Consider the following 20,325-nt stretch of genomic DNA (forward strand, 5'->3'; position numbering starts at 1 on the left):
GCGAGTTCCTTCCTGCTCGTGCCTCCACGGAACCCGTCCCGGCTGGACGGCGGCGGAGCGCCATCCGCCCTGCGCACCCGTCCAGGACGGCGGGGTTGCCTCGGGGCCATGAGTGACGACGACGACGACCAGCAGACCGAGCGCGACTTCGCCGACGCGGTGAACATGACCCCGTCGGAGCTCCGCGAGTGGCTCGACACCGACGAGTCGAAGCACGTCGGGCAGAAGCCCCCGGGCGGCGGTGAGTCGACCGGGCACGAGAGCGGGCGGCACGTCATCCGGATCCTCGAGAAGCACAAGGCGGACCTGACCGACGACGACCACGCCCACATGCGGAAGGTGGTCGGCTACGTCGCCCGGCACTCGGAACAGCGGCCGGACGGTGACGTACACGACACCCCGTGGCGGTGGTCCTTGATGAACTGGGGCCACGACCCCGAGAAGCGCTGAGCCGCGCGCCGGCTCGGAACGACCAGGGACCGGCGCGCGTACCGTGACGCACCATGCCGAACCAACTCAAGAAGCCGGACATGTACGAGGAGCTCCGCAAGGAGGGCAACTCGAAGGAGAAGGCCGCGCGGATCAGCAACGCCGCAGCGGCCCGCGGCGAGGAGGCCGTCGGGAGGAAGGGCGGCGAGTCCGGCTCGTACGACGACTGGACCGTCGCGGACCTCCGGAAGCGGGCGAAGGAGCTCGGACTGACCGGGTACTCGTCGAAGCGCAAGGCCGAGCTCGTCGAGGCGCTGCGGGATCACTGACCGAGGTCGGCGACCGCGTCGATGCCCTCGGCGATCTCCGCCGCGCGCGTGTGGTGCAGGTAGTGCCCGCCGTCGAGCAGGACGACCTGGCCGTCGGTGACCGACGCCGCCTGCTCACGGTGCAGGCGCTCCCACCCCGGCACCTCCGGGTCGTCGCCCACGACGAACAGGCGGACCGGTAGATCGACGGGGAACGCGAGGCTGCGGGCGTGCCGGAAGTTCGCGCCGAGGTGCTCGTACTCGTCCAGGTACGTCGCGCGCATGCTGGTGCGGTGTGACAGCAGGGTCATCTGCTCCTTCTGCGCATCGGTGTAGGGCAACCCGGCGTACGCGTCGCCGGACACGGCAGTGAGCACACGGGCGAGCCCGGTGGCCTTCACGAAGCGGAACAGGCCGGACCCGACGGCTTCGTCGATGCCGGGCTGCGTCGGCACACTGCTGTCGATGCCGACGAACGCCTGCACCTCGTCCGGGTACGCGTTCGTGTACTCGAGCGCGTAGATCCCGGCGACCGAGTGCCCCGCGAGCACGTAGCGGTCGATGCCGAGGGTCGACAGCGCCTGGTGCACCTCGTCGACGATGTTCGCGCTGGTCCGGGGCCGGTCGGTGCCGTCGCTCAGGCCGTACCCGAGCGGCTCGACGACCACCACCCGGTGCGTGTCCTGCAGCCGGTCGACGAGCGGGGCGAAGTCGATCACGGGGGATGCCGTGCCGAAGCCGGGCAGCAGCACGACGGTCGACGCGCCGGACCCGGTGACGGCGACGTTCACCCGGCCGCCGGTGACGGGGACGAGTTCGCCGTACGGGCGGATGTCGTCCCGTTCCGCCGCCGTCGCGATCGCGTCGTAGGTGGCCGTGCCGCCGAGCGTGAGGGCGCCGAGGCCGACGAGCCCGACGAGCGAGAACCCGATGATCCGGAGCGGGCGTCGGCGTCGGCGTGCAGCGCGGGCCGGGATGCTGGTGGGGGTGGCCGTGGGGTGGTGCGTGTCCATGCCTGCACGCTAGGTCCGGCCTGCGGGGCAGCACATCGGAGCACGGTACCGACGTGCCTCGCCCGCGTCGTACCGCGGGCTGACGTCGGGCGACCGCACGGCGGGCTCGGCATGGGGGAGAATGGCCGGGTGAACGAGACGGGCATGCCGCGCTTCCGACGGATCTGGTCGACCGTGCAGGTCGGCGTGCTGGCGATCGCCGTTGCCTTCTGCATCGTGATGCTCGTGATCGGGCAGGGGAAGCTCGACCGCGTCTACGCCGTCGCCGCGATCTTCTTCGGCCTGGCGCTCGTCGGGCACAGCACGTACCTCTGGCTCCTCGCCCGGAACGCCCGCACCGGCCGCTGAACCGAGGGGGCCGACGCTTCGTCTCCGGTCTCGGCTCGGCTCCGGCTACACGCCGAAGCGCAGCGCGAGCGGCACGAGCAAGCCAGCCACCCAGACGAGCACCATCACGAGCGCACCGATCGCGATGAACCGACGGCGACGACGCAGCTTCGGACTCCGTTCCTCGCCCCACATCTGTGCGCGGACGAGCACCCGGTTCGCCTGCTCGACGACCTTGCGGACCTCGGGGTCGTCCAGCTCGAGGGCACCGGACCGGGCGTGTTCGGCGATGACCGTGGCTTCGTCGACGGTCAGGTCGTCCTTGCGCATGCTCCATCCTCGCACCGGGGTGAGGGGTACGGCCCGTCTGTGCGGGAACGGACCAGCAGGCGCGTACCAAGGACGCATGGGACATCGGTACCGCGGGAAGATCGTCGTCGTCACCGGAGCATCGAGCGGCATCGGGAGGGCCGCGGCGCACGAGTTCGCCCGACAGGGTGCCACGCTCGTGCTCGCCGCACGCGGCCACGACTCCCTGGAGGCCGCTGCCGCCGAGTGCCGTGCACTCGGGGCCGACGCGGTCGCGATCCCGACGGACGTCGCCGACGAGCACCAGGTCAAGGACCTCATCGGCACGGTGACGAGTCGGCACGGGCGGATCGACGTCTTCGTCGGCAACGCGGCCCTGTTCGTCTACGGCCTGTTCGAGCAGACCCCCACCGAGGCGTTCAAGCGGGTCGTCGACACGAACCTCTACGGCCACCTCAACGCGATCACGCACCTGCTCCCGCACTGGAAGCAGCGCGGCACGGGCACGTACGTGCTCGTCGGCTCGATCCAGTCACTGCTGTCCGCGCCCTACCAGTCGGCGTACGTCACGAGCAAGCACGCGGCGCTCGGCCTGGTCGACGTCCTCGGTGACGAGTTCGCGCACACCGGCATCCGCTTCACCACGCTGCTGCCGTCGACGATCGACACGCCGATCTACCAGAACGGCGCCAACTACACCGGCAAGAACTCGCACCCGCTGCCGCCGACGGTCTCGGTCGAGCGCGCGGGTCGTGCCGTCGTGACCGCCGCCACGCACCCGAAGCGGTACCGCTACGTCGGCCGCATCCAGGCGTCGCTCGTCCCGCTGCAGTACGTGTTCCCGGGGCTGTTCCACAAGATCACGAAGCCGATGGTCGAGACCTTCGCGCTGCGCGGGAAGGGCGACCCGACCGACGGCAACCTCTACGCCCCGGCGGACGCCGGCAACGCCACGAACGGCGGCTGGGTCGCGAAGCGACGGCGTGTCACGCGTCCGCTCGTGTGGCTCGGGGGCGCTGCCGCGGTCGGCGCGATCGTCCTCGGCCGCGCACGGCGGTAGCCCCTGAGGCCTGCCGAAACCGGGCGTACCGCTCCGAAACGGGCGTACCTGCCGTGATCTTCGTGGCAGGTACGCCCGTTCTCGCTTGCTACCGCAGCCGTTCTGGGAAGGAACGTGCGGCTCAGAAGAGCTTCGCGCTCGCGCGGCGTGCCCCCTCGCCGAGCGACTGGAGCTTCGCCGCGGCGATCTGCGGGTGGATGCGGCCGCCCAGGCCGCAGTCGGTGCCGGCGATGACGCGCTCGCGCCCGACGACCGAGGCGAACCGCTCGATGCGCTGCGCGACCAGGTCGGGGTGCTCGACGACGTTCGTGGCGTGGCTGACGACGCCGGGGACGATCACCTTCCCGTCGGGCAGCGTGACGTCCTGCCACACGGTCCACTCGTGTTCGTGGCGGGCGTTCGCGGCCTCGAACGAGTACGCGCCGGCGTCGATGTCGAGCATGAGGTCGACGATGTGACGGAGCTCGATGTCGGTGGTGTGCGGGCCGTGCCACGAGCCCCAGCACAGGTGGAAGCGGACGCGGCTGGTGTCGAGCCCCTCGAGCGCGTGGTTGAGCGCCTCGACGCGGATGCGGGTGAAGGCGCGGTAGTCCTCGAGGCTCGGTTCCGGGTTGATCTGGTCCCAGTTCTCGGCGATCGAGGGGTCGTCGATCTGCAGCACGAGGCCCGCGTCGAGGATGATCCGGTACTCCTCGCGCAGGGCGTCGGCCCAGGCCCAGATGTGCTCTTCGTCGGTGGCGTAGTACTCGTTCGCGACCCGGGCCGCGGAGCCGGGGGAGAGCGCGGTGATGAAGCCGTTCTCGGCACCGGCCGCTTCGACGGCGTGCCCGAGGTTGGCGGCGTCGGTGCGTGCGGCCTCGTGCCCGGTGTAGGCGATCGGGCCGGTCGTGGTGGGGAAGGCGGTGGCGTTCTTGCCGGTGCCGATGCCCGACGCCGGGTCGGTGTAGGCCTCGCGGAAGATCGTCCAGTCGCGACGGTCCGGGAAGCTGGTCAGCTGCACGTTGCCCGGGCTCGAGCGGACCGGCTCCTGCGTGAAGATGTCGGCGTCCGTGAGCGAGAGTCCGCTGACGCGCTGGAACGAGTAGCCCCACCACGCGCCGTAGTCGACGCTGTTCGACATCGCCTTGCCGAACTCGCCGTCACCCGGCTGCGTGATGCCGAGGGCGGTCTGGCGGGCGACGACGTCGTCGACGGCCGCGCTCGTCATCGCGCGGACCTCGTCGGTGGTCTCGAGCGTGAAGCCGTCGGCGCCCACGGGGCGGGCGGCGTTCGCGGCGATGAGCTCCGGCGTGCGCGGGAGCGACCCGGCGGTGGTGGCCTGGACGTGGTCGCTGTTCTCGAAGGGCATCGGCCCAATCTGCCACGGTGGCGTCACGGTGGCCGGGGCGTTACGCGGCGCGACGCGAGCCGGGGAGAATGGAACCCCTATGCCCAGCGCACGCCCGACCTCCCGCATCCCGCTCAACACCCTCGCCGCACCGTTCGGCCTGGCCGGCTTCGCGGAGACGTGGTCGTACGCGGCACCCGTCCTCGGCGTGCCGCCCGTCGTCCCGCAGGTGTTCTGGGTGGTCGCGGCGGTGGCCTGGTCGTGGTTGCTCGGCGCGCACGTCCTGCGGGGCGTCCGGGTCGACGAACGCCTGGTCGACCAGCTCCGCCACCCGGCGCAGGGCCCGATCGCCGCCCTGGTCCCCGCGACGGCGATGCTCCTCGGCGTCGACCTCGCGCGGTTCTGGGAGATCGGGGGACAGGTCCTCGTGGTGCTCGCGGTGGCGGTCGCCGCCGGGTTCGCGGCGTGGTTGCTGAGCACGTGGTTCGAGGGGCGCCTGACCCTGGAGGCCGTGCACGGCGGTTACCTGCTGCCGACGGTCGCCGCGGCCCTCGTCGCTTCCGTCGCCACGCACGAGGTCGGTGTGGGCTGGCTGTCCTGGGCGTGCTTCGGCGTCGGCGTGTTCTTCTGGGGCGTGATGACCGGACTGCTCCTCATCCGGTTGTCGTTCCGCCCCGCACTGCCCGACCCGCTCGTCCCCACGATGGCGATCCTCGTGGCTCCGCCCGCGGTGGCGACGGTGTCCCTGTTCGCGCTCACCGACGACGCCCGGACCCTGCCCGTGCAGGCCATCGCGGGCCTCGGGGTCCTCATGCTCCTCGTGCAGCTCGCCCTGCTGCCCCGGTACGTCCGGCTCGGGTTCTCGCTCGGGTTCTGGTCGTTCGTGTTCCCGGCTGCGGCGGTCGCGACGGCGGCGATCGAGTGGTTCCGGGTGCTCGACCTGCCGGTGGCGTGGGTGCCCACGACCGTGCTGCTCGTGCTGCTCACCCTGCTCGTCGTCGTGGTCGGGGCGCGGTCGCTGAGCCTGGCCGCGCGGCACCTGCTCGGGCAGGCCGAGTCGGCGCTGCACGCCGCCGACGACGAGGACGCGGCACCCGCGACGCACTGACGTGGCGGTGACGGTGGCGCGGTGCGTCAGCACCGGTTCTGCGACGAACCACGCGTCGAACGACTCGTGGGTCGTCGCAGAACGGGTGCGCAGTGCGACGCGATCCGCGCGGATCAGGCGCTGACGGTCTCGTCCGCCGTCAGCACCGGGGCGATGGTCCCCGTCCGGGCGCCCTCGTACGCCGCCAGGATCATGCCGAGCACCGCGATGCCCTCTCGCTCCGTGTGGATCGGCCGCGTGCCGTCGCGCAGGCACGCCCCGAACGCGCCGATCTCGGCCGCGAAGGTGTCGACCTCGTCGAAGGTGACCGACTCACTCGTGCCGTCGCGCAGGTCCCACCGCAGCGTGGTGCCGTCGCTCGTCAGGGCGCCGTGTTCGCCGACGACGCTGAACCGCTCGGTGCCGGCGGCCGGGTCGTACGCCCAGCTCGTCACGAGCTGGCCCACGGCGGCGTTGTCGAACCGGAACAGGGCCTGCGCCGAGTCCTCGCCCTCCATGAACGCCAACCGGTGCGTGGAGAGCATCGCGGTGGCCTGCACGGGGACACCACCGGCCAGGTGCATGAGCAGGTAGCTCGGGTGGTACCCCGTGTCGATGAGCTCACCGCCGCCGCTCGTCGACGCGTGGGCGCGCCACCCCATGTTCGTCGGGTCGAACTCGTTGCGGAACGAGTCGGTGGTGCGGACCTCGTAGACGGTGCCGAGTGCCCCGCCGTCGATGAGTTCCCTGGCCTTGGCGACCGCGGGCATGAACAGCTGGTTGTGCGCGCACATCAGGGTGATGCCGGACTCGGACACCGCGCGCTGCACGTCGGCGGCCTCGTCGGGGCTCAGGCACAGCGGCTTCTCGCACAGCACGTGCTTGCCCGCCTTCGCCGCGGCGACGATCGCGTCGCGGTGCAGGTGGTGCGGCAGGCAGATGTCGACGGCGTCGATGTCCGCCTGCTCGAGCATGGCGAGGTAGTCGGTGAAGAACGGGACGCCGAGCTCCGCCCCGCGTTCCTCGGCCGTGGCCGCGAACGCGTCGGCGACCGCGGTGATGCGGATCGTGTCGGGGTGCTCGGCGTAGCCGGCGATGTGCGCGGACGCGATGCCGCCCCCGCCGATGAGGCCGACGCGGATGATGTCGCTGGACATGGTGACTCCTGTGGTTGGTTCGAGGTGCTGGACTGCTGGGACGGTCAGGCGGGTGCGCCGACGAGGGCGTCACTGGTCGCGGGCTGACCCGCGGCGTCGTTCGCGGCGACCACCAGGCGGGTGAGCTCGACGGCGCGGGCCAGGTTGTCGTCGGCACGCGTGTCGGCGGCGATGTGGTCCACCCACTGACCGAAGGCGTCCTGGGCGTCGGCGGGGACGTCGAGGGTGACCGGCTCGTCGCCGTAGGCCGGTCCGCCGGCGGTGAGCCGGGCCTCCTGGTCGGAGTAGGCGAGCCAGCCCCGGGTGCCGGCCACGTCGATCGTGAACGGTGTGCCCGCGACGAAGCCGGCCTCGATGACGCCGATCGCCTGCGAGGCGTAGCCGACGGTGACCACGGCGTGGTCCTCGACCGCGCGGCCGGTGTAGGAGCGGTAGACGGCCTCGACGGTGTCGGGGCGGGCGCCGAGGAACAGCTGCGTCAGGTAGACGGGGTGGCAGCCGAGGTCGGTGAGGGCGCCGCCGATCGCCGTCGCCGGGTCGAAGAAGCGCTCCGGCAGCCACGGTGCGACGGCACCGTCGTGCGAGAGCCGGACACGGGAGTACGTGACGTCGCCGAGGCGGCCCGCGTCGAGCTCGCGTCGGATCGCGGCCGTGTAGCCGTGGTACAGCCGCGGGAGCGAGACCACGAGCGTGACCCCGGCGGCGTCGCAGGCGGCGATGACCGCGTCGCACTCCTCGACGGTGGGGGCGAGGAGCTTCTCGGTGAAGACGTGCTTGCCGGCCGCTGCCGCGCGCTCGATCACGTCACGGTGGACGTCGGTCGAGGTCGTGATGGTGACGGCGTCGACGTCGGTGCGGGCGAGCAGCGCATCGAGGTCGTCGGTGTACTCGACGCCGAACCGTTCGGCGCCGGCTCGGCCGCGCTCGGTGTCGTCGTCCCAGACGGCCACGAGCTCGGTGCCGGGGTGGTCGACGGTCTGCTGTGCGTAGTCGCCGGCGTGGACGTGCCAGAAGCCGAGGACGGCGACGCGCAAGGGGGTGGAGGGCATGTGTCGGTGGTTCCTTTCGTGGGGGACGACCAGAGCGGTCCCGCTCAGATCTGGACCTTGTCGTAGTCCTTCGGCAGCCTGAACGGCGAGTAGGTCTGCATCATCGGGTCGACGCGGTTCTGCGCCCGCTCGACGGCTTCCTGCGGACTCGCGGTGCCGAGCAGGACGCTCGACCGCGCGTCGGCGAGGGAGTCCCACCACGCGCCGCCGACGGGCAGCGGCGGGCGGCAGGTGGACGCGCCGATCGACTCGGTGAAGAAGCGGATCGACTTCGCGGAGCCCTTCGGGTCCTTCAGCGCCGCGATGTTCGACGGCACGCTGGTGGCCGGCACCATGTAGGTCTCCTGGCCCTGCTTGCTCGTGAAGTACTTCATGAGCTCCCACACGGCCTTGTTCTTCTTCGAGCCCTTCGGCACGCACAGCGCGAAGCCACCGGACCACGTGTACTTGTCGCCGCCGTCCCGCTGGGTCGGCAGGTACGCGGTGCCCCAGTCGAGGTCCTTCGGGCCGTAGTTGTCGAACGTCTGGATGGTGGAGGGGACGCTGACCATGAACGCCATCCGGTCCGCCATGAACGCGGTCTGTCCCGGCGGGTGCCCGGTCGGCTCGTAGGTCGCGATGAAGGTGTCGGCGTCCTTGTACCCGTACCGCTTCGCCCAGTCCTCGTAGAACTCGAAGATGCTGCGGACGCTCTTCGAGTCCATCGTCATCTTCGAGTCCTGCTGGTCGAAGTACGACGCCCCCAGGCCGAGCCCCCACGTGAACGGCCAGCCTTCGCCGTACCAGGGGAGCAGTCCCATGTGGGTGTAGTTGCCACCGGACTTCTTCGTGATGCGTTCGCTGACGTCCCACATCCGGTCCATGCTCACCGGGCCGTTGTGCTCCCAGTCGAACTCGTCCGGGTCGATCCCGGCGCCGGTGAGCATCTTCCGGTTCACGAACATGCCGCGGGCGTCGGTGTCGTGGGGGAGACCGTAGGTCTTGCCCTGGAAGCTGACCTCGCCGATCGTGAACCCGAGCCACTGCGCCAGGAACTCGTCCTTCGGCTGGTCCTCGAACTCCTCGATCATGTCGTCGATCGGTTCGATGAGCCCGATCGCCGCGTACTGCGCCGCACTGAACCGGTCGAGGAGCCACAGGTCGGGGGCGGTGCCGCCGCGCACGGCCGTGATGATGCTCGTGGCGTCGCCGGTGCCCTGCGACGGCACGACGTTGACCTTGACGTCGACCTCGGGGTGGATCTTGTTGAAGTCCTTGATCACCTTCGTCTGGAACGGCACGAACGTGCCGGTGACACCCCAGATCGTGACCTGGTTCGGGTTGCTCCGGCCGCTCGAGCCGGAGGCGCACGATGCTGCGAGGAGCGCGAGCGCCCCCGCACCGCCGGTCGCGGCCGCACCGCGCAGGAACGTTCGTCGGTCGAATGCGCTGCTCACTTGAAGCTCCCGATCTGGACGCCCTTGATGAACGTCCGCTGGAACACGAAGAACAGGACCACGAGCGGCAGGATGATGAGCACCGATGCCGCCATCAGCTGGTTGAACTGGAAGTCCTGCGAGTTGTTGAGGCGGAAGATCTGCAGGCCGATGGACAGCGTCTGCACGTTCTCGTCCTGCAGGTAGATGAGCGGCCCGAGGAAGTCGTTCCAGGCACCCACCGCCGCGAAGATCCCGACCGTGACGAGCGCCGCCTTGGCCTGCGGGAAGACGATCCGCCAGAGGATGCCCCACTCGGAGGCGCCGTCCATCCGCGCTGCGTTGAGCAGGTCCTTCGGGATCTGCAGCAGGAACTGCCGGAGCAGGAACACGTAGAACGCGGACCCGAACAGACTCGGCACGATCAGGGGCAGGAAGGTGTTGATCCAGCCGAGTCGGGCGTACAGGTCGAACATCGGGATGAGCGTGACGGGGAACGGGATGAACAGCGTGGCGAGCACGACGTAGAACACCTTGTCGCGGCCGCGCCACTCGATGCACGAGAACCCGTACGCGATCACGAGGTTCGACACCATCGAGAAGAGCGTCACGCAGACCGTGATGATGAGCGTGTTCCGGAAGAACGTGAAGAACGGCATCGCGTCGATCGCCTTGCCGAAGTTCGACCAGTCGAGCCACTGCGGGAACCAGGTGGGCGGGAAGGCGCCGAGTTCGGAGTTGCCCTTCAGCGCCGAGATGACCATCCAGTAGATGGGGATGAGGAACAGCAGGCTCATCGCGATGAGGAGCACGCGGGCGAGGACGGACGACCACGGTGAGCGGATCGAGCCGTCGGCGTTCCGGGAGCGGTCGTCGGCACCCTTGCGACCGCGGGGCCGGACGGACTCGATCGACGAGGTGACGGTGTCGCGGTCCGGGTGTCGTTCAGTGCGCAGTGTCATCGGTCACTCCCCGGTCACGTCGTAGTTGACGAAGCGCTTGGACAGCCAGTACACGAGCCCGGACAGGATCATGCCGGCCAGGAACAGCAGCACGGCCATGGCGCTGGCGAAACCGAGCTGCGCGTAGCTGAACGCGTTCTTGTAGAGGTAGAGCATGTAGAACAAGGTCCCGTTGTCCGGGCTGCCGAGTCCTCCGGTGCCGGACGAGATCACGTACGCCTCGGTGAAGACCTGCAGGCCGTTGCTGATGCCGGTGATCAGGTTGAACAGGATCACGGGGGAGAGCAGCGGCAGCGTCAGCGCGAAGAACTGCCGGAGCGGTCCGGCCCCGTCCACGCGAGCGGCTTCGTACAGGGTCTTCGGGATCCCGCGCAGCCCGGCGAGGAAGATCAGCGCCGCGTTGCCGGCACCCATCTGGGCGAGCGCGACGATGACGAGCTTCGCCGTGGTCGGGTCGCCGAGCAGGTTCGTCGCCGGGATCCCGACGAGCTTCATGACCTGGTTGACGAGGCCGGTCTGCGGGTTGACGAGCACCACGAAGATGAACGCCAGCGCGAACGTCGGGATGAGCGACGGGATGTAGAGCGCCGTCCGGTACCAGCCGATCTCGCGGACGTCCTGGTTCATCGCGATGGCGATCACGATGGCGATGACGATCCCGACGGGCACCGCGATGACGGCGTAGAACAGGGTGTTGCCGACCGCGGTGTGCACGAGCGGGTCGATGAACGCGGCGACGTAGTTGGCGAACCCGACCCAGGTGATGTCGGCCATGCCCGAGTACCGGGTCAGGCTGATCGCGAACGAGTAGATCAGGGGGTAGGCGATGAACACCAGCACGCCGAGGATCCACGGCGAGATGAACGCGATGCCGACGCGCAGCCGGCGCTTCTCGGCCGGGGTCCACGGATGCTTCTCGCGTGGTCGTCGACGGACCGCGACGTCACCGCCCGTGCGCGTCCGTGGTGGTGCAGTGGTTCCGGATCGTGCGGTCGTCGTCACGAGCGTCCCTTCCGACCCCGTGCCACGCCGGTGTGGCACGGGCGAATCCGTCGTCGGACGGGCGAACCGATCGCACCGTCGCGGTTTCAATCCAATTGATTGACAAATTCGTATGACCAGAGATGCTAGGGACCATGTCCGAGCCGCGTCAACCCCTTCCTGACACCGTGGTGCAGGGCAGAACGGGCGGCACGAACCTCGTGCGCGTCGGGGTCCAGAACCGTGCGCTGGTGCTCGATCTCGTCCGTCGCCGGGGACCGTTCGCCCGCGCCGAGCTGATGCGTGCGACCGGGCTCAGCGCGCAGACGGTGTCGAACATCGCAGCCGGACTCGTGGCAGCGGGACTCGTGCGCGAAGCACCGGGCGGCGGGCGACGACTCGAGGTCGTCGCGCGGTCGCGGTCGGCGATCGGGGTCCACCTCGACCCGGCGCACGTCGTCGTCGTGCGCACCGACCTGACCGGCGCCGTGCTGGCCGTCGAGCACGTCGACCTGGACGCGACGGACGACCCGGCGCGGACGCTCGACACGATGGCGGCGGCGGTGCACCGGGTCCGCGGCGACGGCAGTCGGGCCCGCTCGCGCACGGGCGTGCCCGCCCCTGCCGGCATCGGCCTCGCCGTCCCCGGCTCGATCGACCCCGACGGCGTCCGGATGGGCACCCCCGCGCAGTTGCCCGCCTGGTGGTCGCTGCCGGTCACCGACGAGCTCGCCGCCCGGGCGGGGCTGCCCGTGCGGCTCGAGAAGGACGGCGTCGCGAGCGCCCTCGGCGAGGTCTGGTCCGCTGCCGGTGCCGACGACCTGGTCTCCGTGTTCCTCGGCCACGGCATCAGCGCCGCGACGGTCGCCGCGGGCGAGGTGGTCCGCGGCGCGACCGGCAACGCCGGCGAGTTCGGTGGCATGCCCGTCGAGGCGCACGGCCGCTGGACCGAGGTCTGGGAAGCCTGCCAGCCCCTGCAGCAGGTCCGGCGCGGGATCGATGCCGGGCTGCTCCCCAGGGGCATCCCGCTCGACCGCGCCAGCGACGTCCGGCACGCGTTCGAGCGGCTCTGCGCGACGCCGTCCGCGGCGCCGCTGGTCGCCGAGGCCGGCGCCGCCCTCGGATCCGCGCTCGCCCACGTCGTCGAGCTGCTCGACGTGCCACGCGTCGTGATCGGTGGCAGCGCGGCCCTCGCCGGCGGCGACGTCTTCATCGCGGCCGTCCGTGAGCGGCTCGCGGTCCGCCTGCCGAACGGGCCGTTCCCGACGGTCGCGGCGACCGCCTTCGGCGAGGCCTCAGTGGCCCGTGGCGCCGCCTGCGCGGTGCTGCAGGCCGACCTCGCCGTGCCTGCCCCCGTCGGCCGCGGCGCCAGCGTCGGTACGGGGCGTCGACCGGGAGGCCCGGTGCACGTCCGCAGCATCGCCCACCCCTGGTGAGCGGGAGGGTCCAGGGCGTCGGGTCGGCCGTGCGCGTGACGTCGCGCGACGGGGACGTCGCGTTCGCGGCCCGGGCGTCGTAGCGTCGGGGGCATGAGCACGACGACGCCGACCGCACCCGAATCCGCCACCGAGTGGGCGGCCTGGCACGACGCCCACGAACGAGCCCGGGCGAGCGAGCACGGCTTCCTCGCCATCACGAGCATCCGGTGGCTGACGAGCACGCCCGAGCGGTTCGACGACGCCCCGGGCACCTGGTCGACGGGCGAGGACGGCCCCGTCGTCGAGCTCGCGGACGGCGAGACGATCACGGTCGACGGGCAGCCGGTCACCGGGACGCACCGCTTCGGACCACTGCCCGAGCGCTCGAGCACGAACGTCGTGTGGCAGGACGGCGACGAGACCGTCGTGATCGAGGTCGCCCGTCGTGGCGGCAGTGACGTCATCCGGCCCCGGCACCCGGGCAACCCGACCCGGACCGAGTACCCCGGCACCCCGACGTACGAGCCGTCGGACCGGTTCGTCGTCGACGCGCACTTCGAACCGTTCGACGAACCGCGCGAGGTCACCGTCGGCTCGGTCGTCGACGGGCTGCAGCACGTGTACTCGGCCCCGGGCGTCCTCACCTTCGACCTCGACGGGCCGCGGTCGCTCCTCGCGTTCAACGGGCACGGCGACGGTCTGCACGTCCTGTTCACCGACCGCACCAGCGGCGTCACGACCTACGCCGCGAACCGGAGCCTGGACATCGCCGCCCCGGATGCCGCCGGCGCGACCCGGATCGACTTCAACCGCGCCACGAACCTGCCGTGCGCGTACACCGCGCACGCCACGTGCCCGCTGCCACCGGCCGAGAACCGGCTCGACGTCGCGGTCGAGGCGGGGGAGCGGCTGCCCGCCTGACCGGTGTCGCTGGGGGCGCGCACTCCCGGCCCGGTCGACGCCGAACGACGAGGTCGATGTCGTACGACGTCGAGGACGTCGTTCGTTGCGCGCGCGGGTCGTTGCAGCCGCGCGGGAGCGACAGGGCCGATGTCGTGCGACGTCCACGGTGTCGTTCGGCGTCGGCGGTCGGCGTGCGCGTCAGCGTGAGGGCGCGCGCTGCCAGGTGCTCGTCGCCCGCCACGCCCGCGCATCGAACGCGAACACGCTGCCCATGCCGGGTTGGTCGAGCGTGCGTGACACCGGCGCTCCCGTCAGGGCGGCGAGGAGCAGCGCCCCGACCGCACCGTGCGACACGATGGTCGCGTCGCCCGCCGCAGTGAGCCGCCGGACCGCTCCGACGATGCGGGCCTGGGCGTCGACGGCCCGCTCCCATCCGCGGACCGATCGGGTCGGTTCTGCGAAGAACCGGTCGACGACACCGTAGAACTCGGCCGGCGGCAGGTAGCCCGTCGCGCTGCGGTCGATCTCGCCGAGCAGGGGATCCTGCGCGGGCACGAGCCCGACCGCGGCCCCGAGCAGCTCGGCGGTCTCGACGGCCTTGCGTTCCGTGCTCGACACGAGTGTCCGGACGCCCGGCTCCCAGGCCAGCGGACCCGACCGCGCTGCGCGTGCGCGTCCCGCGGCGGAGAGCCCCCACGACTCGATCGGCTCGGCGGGTTCCACGACGACCTCGGCGTGGCTCAGGAAGTACGAGACCATCCGGCGATCCTGGCACGGACCGGGGTGGTGCGCGCGTCGGGGGCCAGCCGTAGGGTGAGCGCGTGGAGTTCCCGGGGGAGGCGGCCGGCGCGCGTGACGCGTCGACCTCTCCGGGGTCACCCCGGGGCACGCAGGACCAGCAGGACGACACGCCCCGAGCAGGCGAGCGCGCTCCGCGCGCGACGCTGCACGGAGGCACCGACAGGTCCTCCGGGAACCCCACGCCCCTCTCCGTCGTCACCGCGGCGCTGGCCGATGCGTTCCTGACGGCCGAGCGGTGGGCGGCGGACGAGCTGGCGGCCGCCGGGTACGTGGTCGTCGGCGTCGAGCGCGCGTACGTCGGGCTCGCGGTCGCCGCTGCGCTCGAGGCGTACCCCCGGCCACCGGTGGACGCTCCGCGCCAGCTCGCCGCCGTGCTCGCCGTCGCACCCCGGCTCGTGGCGCTGCACCGGTCGCGCGAAGACCGCCGGCCGGTCCGTGTGCTCGTGCGCCGGGCCACCGCGGTGCGTGCCCGTCCGGAGACCGCGAGCCCGTTGCTCGTCGACACCCTGCCCGAGCTCGCCCGGGCCCTCGACCTCACCGTCGGCCGGTTGCTCTGGCTCGCCGACACCCGCGCGTGGAACCGTCGCTCCGGGCCCTCGAGCCCGCTCCACCACTACCGGCACGAGTGGATCACCAGACCCGGTCGCGCACCGCGCCTGCTCGAGAAGCCGATGGACATGCTCCGCCGCACGCACCGGACGATCCTCGACGAACTCCTGACGATGTTGCCCGTGCACGACGCCGCGCACGGGTTCGTGACCGGGCGGAGCGTCGTCACGGGAGCGGCCGTCCACACCGGCCAGCAGGTCGTGGTCACCGCCGACCTCACGACGTTCTTCGCGAGCGTCAGCGCCCCGACGGTCTACGGCGTCTTCCGGCAGGCCGGGTTCGCTGAACCGCTCGCGCACGTGCTGACCGGCCTGTGCACCCACCGGGTTCCGGTGCACGTGCTCAGCACGATGCCCGCCGGCGGCTCGCCGGAGGAACGCCACGCGCTCCGCCAGGCGCTGGCGACGGCGCACCTGCCCCAGGGCGCACCGACGTCGCCCGCGCTGGCGAACACCACGCTCCGGCAGCTCGACGCCCGGCTGGCCGGGTGGGCCGGCGCCGTCGACGCGGTGTACACCCGCTACGCCGACGACCTGACGTTCAGCGGGGGCGACCAGCTCGCCGCGCGACCGGACGCGTTCCTGCGGGGCGTCGACCGGATCGTGACCGAGCAGGGGCACCGCCTCAACCCGTCGAAGACCCGGGTGCGGCGCCGCGGGGACCAGCAGTCGGTCACGGGCGTCGTCGTCAACGAGCGGACCTCGCCCGGGCGCCGCGAGGTCGACCGGCTGCACGCCGTCCTGCACAACGCCGCGGTGCACGGGCCGGCCTCCCAGAACCGTGCGGGACACCCCGAGTTCCGGGCGCACCTGCTCGGGCGCATCGGGTGGGTCGAGCAGGTCAACCCGGGCCGGGCCCGACGGCTCCGCGAGGAGTTCGCGCGCATCGTGTGGTGAGGCCGTCGGCGCACCGTGTGACGTCCGGTTGCGCTCGGTTGCCCCGCGTTGCGGTGCCCTGCCGCGCGCCGTGCGCACCTGGGTAGCGTGCCGCCATGTGTCCGAGTGAGCTCCCGGCCGACGACCGCTACGACGCGCTGATCGCGCCGCTCCGGCCCGTGATCGAGCGGATCGGTCTCGACGCCCGCCAGCGGGAACGCGAGGAGCGTCTCGCCACGGAACAGCTCGGCTGGCTCGTCGACGCCGGCTTCGCACGGTGGCGGACGCCGGTCGCGTGGGGAGGCGTCGGTGCCCGTCTGTCCGACGTCTTCCGGGCGATCGCCGAGATCGCCGAGGTCGACCCGAACCTGGCGCACGTGTGGCGGAACCACTTCTCGTTCGTCGAGGACCGCGTGCACGCCGAGGGCACCGCGTTCGACCGTGCGATCGTCACGCGGCTCGGCGACGGCGAGTTCGTCGGCGGCGGGTGGAGCGAGTCGCCGAACACGACCGGGGTCGACCTCACCACGCGGATCGTCCGTGACCCGGACGGGTCCTGGCGGTTGACCGGTCGGAAGTTCTACTCGACGGGCAGCGTGTACGCCCGGTGGATCACGGTGCTGGCGGTCGACGACACCGGCGCGAAGTCCGTCGCGCTCGTCGACGCCTCCGACCCCGGTGTGCTGATCGGCGACGACTGGGACGGCTTCGGCCAGCGGATCACCGGCAGCGGGAGCGTGACCTACACCGACGTGCCGGTGCCCGACGAGCGGGTGCTGCCGTACGCGACCCGGTACCCGTACCAGGAGCAGTACTACCAGACGGTGATGCACGCGATCCTGGTCGGCATCGGCCGCGCTGCCCTGCGCGAGGGCGTCGAGGCGCTGCGGTCCCGGGCGCGCGGACACCACAACGGCACCGCGGCGGATCCGACCCACGATCCGGAGCTGCTGGGCGTCATCGGCACCGTCGACGCCCGGGTGCACGCCGCCGACGCCGCGTTCGCCGCGAGCCTCGGCCCGGTGGACGCGGCTGTCGACCGGCACACCGCCCTGCGTGCAGCCGGTGCGGACCCGTCGACGGACCCGGCGCTGCGTGCGGCGCTCGAGCGCAGCTGGGTCGCGGTGGCGCGCGCGCAGACCATCGTCACGGACGCCGTGCTCGACGCGACGACGCTCGTGTTCGACGCGCTCGGGTCCTCGGGGACGTTCCGCTCGCTCGGCCTCGACCGGCACTGGCGGAACGCCCGCACCCTGGCGTCGCACAACCCGCGCGTGCACAAGCGCCGCATCGTCGCCGACCTGCTCGTCAACGGTGCGAGTCCACTCGACCGCTGACGGCAGACCGCTGAGCGCTCCGCCGTAACGGACCGTCACGGGGCGCAACCCGCCGACACCTGCGTGCAGCGTGCCGAGGTGAGCACCTACGGTCGGTGCACCGGCTCGCCACGGACGCTGGGGAGGTGACCGTGGCGGGCCGTTCTGCGCACCTCGAACGGGAGGACCACCGTGACCACCGCGCCCAGCACCCCCGCACCGCTCATCGTCGCCGTGCCCGACGCGGACCTCGCAGCGGCGGCCGCCACACCCGGCGGCATCGCCCGACTCTCGGTCCGCATCGTCGGTTCCGGAGCCGCCGTCGTGGCGATCGGCACCGATCGCCTCGACGCGGCGACGAGCACCGGCCACCGACTCGACCCGACGACCGCGGCGCTCACCCTCGGCCGTGCCCTGCCGGAGCACGGGTTCCTCGTCGCCGTGGCACCGACCCGCGAGCACCCGTACAACGTCGCCCGTCGGGTGCTCTCGCTCGACCACGTCCTGGACGGCCGGGTGGGCATCGTCGTCGGCGCCCGGGACCACGGCGCACCGAGCACCAGAGCCCCGAGCACCGGAGCCCCGAGCGCCGGCGCACCGCACGACCCTGCCGAGTTCGCCCGGGTGCTCCGCGGGCTGTGGCGCACCTGGCCGCTCGACAGCATCGTCGGTGACCGCACGTCGGGGGTCTTCGCGCACACCGACCGGATCCGACCGCTCGACCACGACGGCGGACCGGACGGCTACCGCGTCCGGGGACCGCTCACGACGCCCTCGAGTCGGCAGGGCGAACCCGTCCTCGCGGTCTGGCACGACGTCGACGTGCCAGGAGCGGACCTGGTGCTCGGCGGTGCGGCGCACCCGCTCGCACCGCTGCCGGGGGCGACGGACGGGGCGGAGTCGCACCGGGCCTCCCGGTCGACCGTGACGCGACCTCCACGACCGACGCGACCAACGCGACCGACACGTCCGACGCTCCGCGCCCTGCTCGGGCTGGCCGTGCCGGACGCCGCGGCGGTGACCGCGTGACGGGCGCTGGCGGCGACGCCGGCCTGATCCTCGGCGTGAACCTGCAGGGCTTCGGGCAGCGTCCGGCGGCCTGGCGCACCCAGGACGTCGACCCGACCGACCTGCTCACGGCCGAGTTCTGGGGCGACCTCGGGCGCACCGCCGAACGCGGGCTGCTCGACATGGTCTTCTTCGCCGACCACCCGGCGTTCGGCGACCCGAACGTCCGCGCCTACGGACTGCTCGAGCCGTTCGTGGCGCTCGGGGCGATCGCCGACGCGACGAGCCACCTCGGGTTGGTCGGCACCGCATCGACGACGTACAACGACCCGTTCGACGTCGCCGAGCGGCTGCTGTCGCTGGACACGGTGTCCGGCGGGCGCGTCGCCTGGAACGCCGTCACCACCTACGACCGCTCGGTCTCCGCCAACTTCGGTGTCGCGACGAACCCCGACCGGCCCGAGCGGTACGCCCGCGCGGGGGAGTTCGTGGACCTCGTGACGGCGCTCTGGCGGTCCGCCGCGACGGGGGAGCCGGTCGTCCACCACGGCGAGTTCCTCGACCTCGAAGGCGTGCTCCGGGTCCCACCGTCGGCGCAGGGGCACCCGGTCGTGTTCCAGGCCGGGGGATCGCCGCACGGTCGTGACCTGGCGGCGCGGGTCGCCGAGGGCGTCTTCGCCGTCGAGCTGACGCCGGAACCCGCCCGCGAGCACCGGCGCGCGGTCAAGGTCGCCGCCGAGACGTACGGCCGGAGCGCAGCCGACGTCGCCGTCGTGCCCGGACTGTCGCTCGTGCTCGGCAGCACCGAGGCCGAGGCGCAGCGTCGGTTCGACGAGCTCGAGGCCCTCGCGCCGGACGGCTACTCGCTCCGGGCGCTCGGGACGCACCTCGACGCCGACCTGTCGGGGCTCGACCCGGACGCGCCGATCCCGTCGGTGATCCTGGACCGCGAGGTCGACCCGGTCACCTACGGGCCCTCGCTCGGCTACCACGAGACGGTCGTGCGGTGGGTGCGGGCCAACAACACCTCGTTGCGGGACGTGCTGCGGGGCTTCGGCGGGTACGGCGCCCGCATCGTGGTCGGCACGCCCGAACAGGCTGCCGACACCATCGAGGACTGGTACCGCACCGGTGCCGCCGACGGCTTCAACCTGATGATCGACGAGTTCCCGCGGGGCCTCGAGACCGTCGTGGACGAACTCGTGCCGATCCTGCAGCGCCGCGGGGTGTTCCACCGGTCGTACGAGGACGTGACGTTGCGCGGGCGGTTCGCGGCGCGCGCCCGGGGGCTCTGACGCCGCACGGTGCGCGGTCCGCGGTACGGCCGCGCTGCCGCACGGTGCGAGGTTGGTCACCCCGTGCGGGCTTGCAGCCCCGCACCAGGTGATCAACCTCGCACCGCCGGCCAACCCCGCCGCCGCCGGCCGACCGCCGCCGCCGCCGCGCGGCCGCGCCCGCGCCCCGCGTGACGCCGTGTGACGGCCGGCCGGCGGCACCGTGTCACACGACGACACCGCCGGTCACGGTCCGCAACACCCGTCGCCTCGGGGCCCCGACCGCCCTAGCGTCGCCGACATGACCGACTACCTCGACCGCGAACAGGACAAGACCTTCACGAAGGTCTACAAGCAGCAGACCCCGGACATCCTCAAGGCCTTCGTCCAGTTCGACGAGTCGGTGTTCCAGGCCGATCGCCGCGCGATCCCGCTGAAGTACCGCGAGCTCATCGCCCTCGCCGTCGGCATCACCACGCAGTGCGTCTACTGCATCGACGGCCACAGCCAGCGCGCCGTGACGGCCGGTGCGACCGAGGCTGAACTCGCCGAGGCCGCCTGGGTCGCCACGGCCATCCGCGCCGGCGGTGGGTTCGCGCACGGCCGGCTCGGCTTCAAGTTCGGCGCCGGCGCGGCCCCCGCCGACCCCGCACCGGCCGCCGCCGACCACGCCGCGCACACCCACTAGGAGGACTGC

General features: G+C 72.0%; 21 protein-coding genes. 12 read left to right on the top strand and 9 right to left on the bottom strand.

The features are described from left to right. Nucleotides 1–108 precede the first annotated feature (108 nt). Nucleotides 109–450, top strand: coding sequence for a DUF3140 domain-containing protein (locus EDF47_RS01025; protein WP_133936681.1), 342 nt, complete (start codon nt 109–111; stop codon nt 448–450). A 53-nt stretch (nt 451–503) separates the two neighbouring features. Then, a complete protein-coding gene (locus EDF47_RS01030) occupies nt 504–758 on the top strand; it encodes a Rho termination factor N-terminal domain-containing protein (protein WP_133936680.1) in 255 nt (84 codons plus the stop codon). Here the strand turns inward: EDF47_RS01030 and EDF47_RS01035 are convergent. Beyond that, nucleotides 752–1,750 carry an alpha/beta hydrolase gene (locus EDF47_RS01035; RefSeq protein WP_133936679.1) on the bottom strand — a complete coding sequence of 333 codons (999 nt, stop codon included), beginning with the start codon at nt 1,748–1,750 and terminating at the stop codon, nt 752–754. The genes EDF47_RS01030 and EDF47_RS01035 overlap by 7 nt on opposite strands. Before the next feature lie 144 nt (nt 1,751–1,894). Between EDF47_RS01035 and EDF47_RS01040 the strand changes: the two genes are divergently transcribed. Continuing rightward, nucleotides 1,895–2,098 carry a hypothetical protein gene (locus EDF47_RS01040; RefSeq protein ID WP_111085656.1) on the top strand — a complete coding sequence of 68 codons (204 nt, stop codon included), beginning with the start codon at nt 1,895–1,897 and terminating at the stop codon, nt 2,096–2,098. 45 nt (nt 2,099–2,143) lie between these two features. Here the strand turns inward: EDF47_RS01040 and EDF47_RS19685 are convergent, their stop codons facing one another. Then, a complete protein-coding gene (locus tag EDF47_RS19685) occupies nt 2,144–2,407 on the bottom strand; it encodes a hypothetical protein (RefSeq protein ID WP_123672725.1) in 264 nt (87 codons plus the stop codon). Between the two features lie 76 nt (nt 2,408–2,483). Here EDF47_RS19685 and EDF47_RS01045 point away from each other — a divergent pair, with 76 nt between their 5' ends. Next, nucleotides 2,484–3,446 (top strand): SDR family NAD(P)-dependent oxidoreductase, encoded by a 963-nt coding sequence (locus tag EDF47_RS01045; protein WP_165901398.1) that lies wholly within the window; start codon nt 2,484–2,486, stop codon nt 3,444–3,446. A 121-nt stretch (nt 3,447–3,567) separates the two neighbouring features. On the opposite strand, the gene EDF47_RS01050 is transcribed toward EDF47_RS01045, so the two are convergent. Beyond that, a complete protein-coding gene (locus EDF47_RS01050; RefSeq protein WP_131878822.1) occupies nt 3,568–4,794 on the bottom strand; it encodes a cobalamin-independent methionine synthase II family protein in 1,227 nt (408 codons plus the stop codon). 79 nt (nt 4,795–4,873) lie between these two features. Here EDF47_RS01050 and EDF47_RS01055 point away from each other — a divergent pair, with 79 nt between their 5' ends. After that, nucleotides 4,874–5,881: a transporter gene (locus EDF47_RS01055; protein ID WP_131878820.1), complete on the top strand. Its 1,008-nt coding sequence runs from the start codon at nt 4,874–4,876 to the stop codon at nt 5,879–5,881. 113 nt (nt 5,882–5,994) lie between these two features. On the opposite strand, the gene EDF47_RS01060 is transcribed toward EDF47_RS01055, so the two are convergent. From EDF47_RS01060 to EDF47_RS01080, 5 genes are read right to left on the bottom strand one after another with little or no spacing between them, the layout of a single operon-like run. Continuing rightward, on the bottom strand, nt 5,995–7,017 hold the full coding sequence (locus EDF47_RS01060) for a Gfo/Idh/MocA family oxidoreductase (protein WP_131878818.1): 1,023 nt from the start codon (nt 7,015–7,017) through the stop codon (nt 5,995–5,997). 44 nt (nt 7,018–7,061) lie between these two features. Continuing rightward, entirely contained in the window at nt 7,062–8,066 is a 1,005-nt protein-coding gene (locus tag EDF47_RS01065; protein ID WP_123292635.1) for a Gfo/Idh/MocA family oxidoreductase, read from the bottom strand. Between the two features lie 44 nt (nt 8,067–8,110). Then, nucleotides 8,111–9,502 (bottom strand): ABC transporter substrate-binding protein, encoded by a 1,392-nt coding sequence (locus tag EDF47_RS01070; RefSeq protein WP_166673168.1) that lies wholly within the window; start codon nt 9,500–9,502, stop codon nt 8,111–8,113. Then, entirely contained in the window at nt 9,499–10,443 is a 945-nt protein-coding gene (locus EDF47_RS01075; RefSeq protein WP_133936676.1) for a carbohydrate ABC transporter permease, read from the bottom strand. Before EDF47_RS01075 ends, EDF47_RS01070 begins: the two co-directional genes overlap by 4 nt. Before the next feature lie 3 nt (nt 10,444–10,446). Then, the gene (locus EDF47_RS01080) at nt 10,447–11,445 is read right to left on the bottom strand and encodes a sugar ABC transporter permease (protein WP_111085648.1); all 999 of its coding nucleotides are present in this window, start codon (nt 11,443–11,445) and stop codon (nt 10,447–10,449) included. 134 nt (nt 11,446–11,579) lie between these two features. Here EDF47_RS01080 and EDF47_RS01085 point away from each other — a divergent pair, with 134 nt between their 5' ends. Beyond that, nucleotides 11,580–12,860, top strand: coding sequence for an ROK family transcriptional regulator (locus EDF47_RS01085; RefSeq protein WP_166673169.1), 1,281 nt, complete (start codon nt 11,580–11,582; stop codon nt 12,858–12,860). Between the two features lie 93 nt (nt 12,861–12,953). After that, the gene (locus EDF47_RS01090) at nt 12,954–13,763 is read left to right on the top strand and encodes a DUF1684 domain-containing protein (protein ID WP_132100515.1); all 810 of its coding nucleotides are present in this window, start codon (nt 12,954–12,956) and stop codon (nt 13,761–13,763) included. Nucleotides 13,764–13,943: 180 nt separating this feature from the next. Here EDF47_RS01090 and EDF47_RS01095 read toward each other — a convergent pair whose 3' ends face one another. Beyond that, a complete protein-coding gene (locus tag EDF47_RS01095) occupies nt 13,944–14,504 on the bottom strand; it encodes a histidine phosphatase family protein (RefSeq protein ID WP_133936674.1) in 561 nt (186 codons plus the stop codon). Between the two features lie 62 nt (nt 14,505–14,566). On the opposite strand from EDF47_RS01095, the gene EDF47_RS01100 reads away from it, so the two are divergent. From EDF47_RS01100 to EDF47_RS01120, 5 genes are all read left to right on the top strand, one after another. Further along, nucleotides 14,567–16,051, top strand: a complete 1,485-nt coding sequence (locus tag EDF47_RS01100) for a reverse transcriptase family protein (protein WP_133936673.1) — start codon at nt 14,567–14,569, stop codon at nt 16,049–16,051. Nucleotides 16,052–16,146: 95 nt separating this feature from the next. Beyond that, complete coding sequence (locus EDF47_RS01105; protein ID WP_133936672.1) at nt 16,147–17,367, top strand: acyl-CoA dehydrogenase family protein; 1,221 nt, start codon at nt 16,147–16,149, stop codon at nt 17,365–17,367. Nucleotides 17,368–17,538: 171 nt separating this feature from the next. After that, a complete protein-coding gene (locus EDF47_RS01110; protein WP_166673170.1) occupies nt 17,539–18,375 on the top strand; it encodes an LLM class flavin-dependent oxidoreductase in 837 nt (278 codons plus the stop codon). Further along, the gene (locus EDF47_RS01115; protein WP_208320935.1) at nt 18,372–19,649 is read left to right on the top strand and encodes an NtaA/DmoA family FMN-dependent monooxygenase; all 1,278 of its coding nucleotides are present in this window, start codon (nt 18,372–18,374) and stop codon (nt 19,647–19,649) included. Before EDF47_RS01110 ends, EDF47_RS01115 begins: the two co-directional genes overlap by 4 nt. 280 nt (nt 19,650–19,929) lie before the next feature. Continuing rightward, nucleotides 19,930–20,316, top strand: coding sequence for a carboxymuconolactone decarboxylase family protein (locus EDF47_RS01120; RefSeq protein ID WP_133936670.1), 387 nt, complete (start codon nt 19,930–19,932; stop codon nt 20,314–20,316). Nucleotides 20,317–20,325: the final 9 nt, after the last annotated feature.

It is taken from the genome of Curtobacterium sp. PhB190 (genome assembly GCF_004365385.1).
Classification (GTDB): domain Bacteria; phylum Actinomycetota; class Actinomycetes; order Actinomycetales; family Microbacteriaceae; genus Curtobacterium.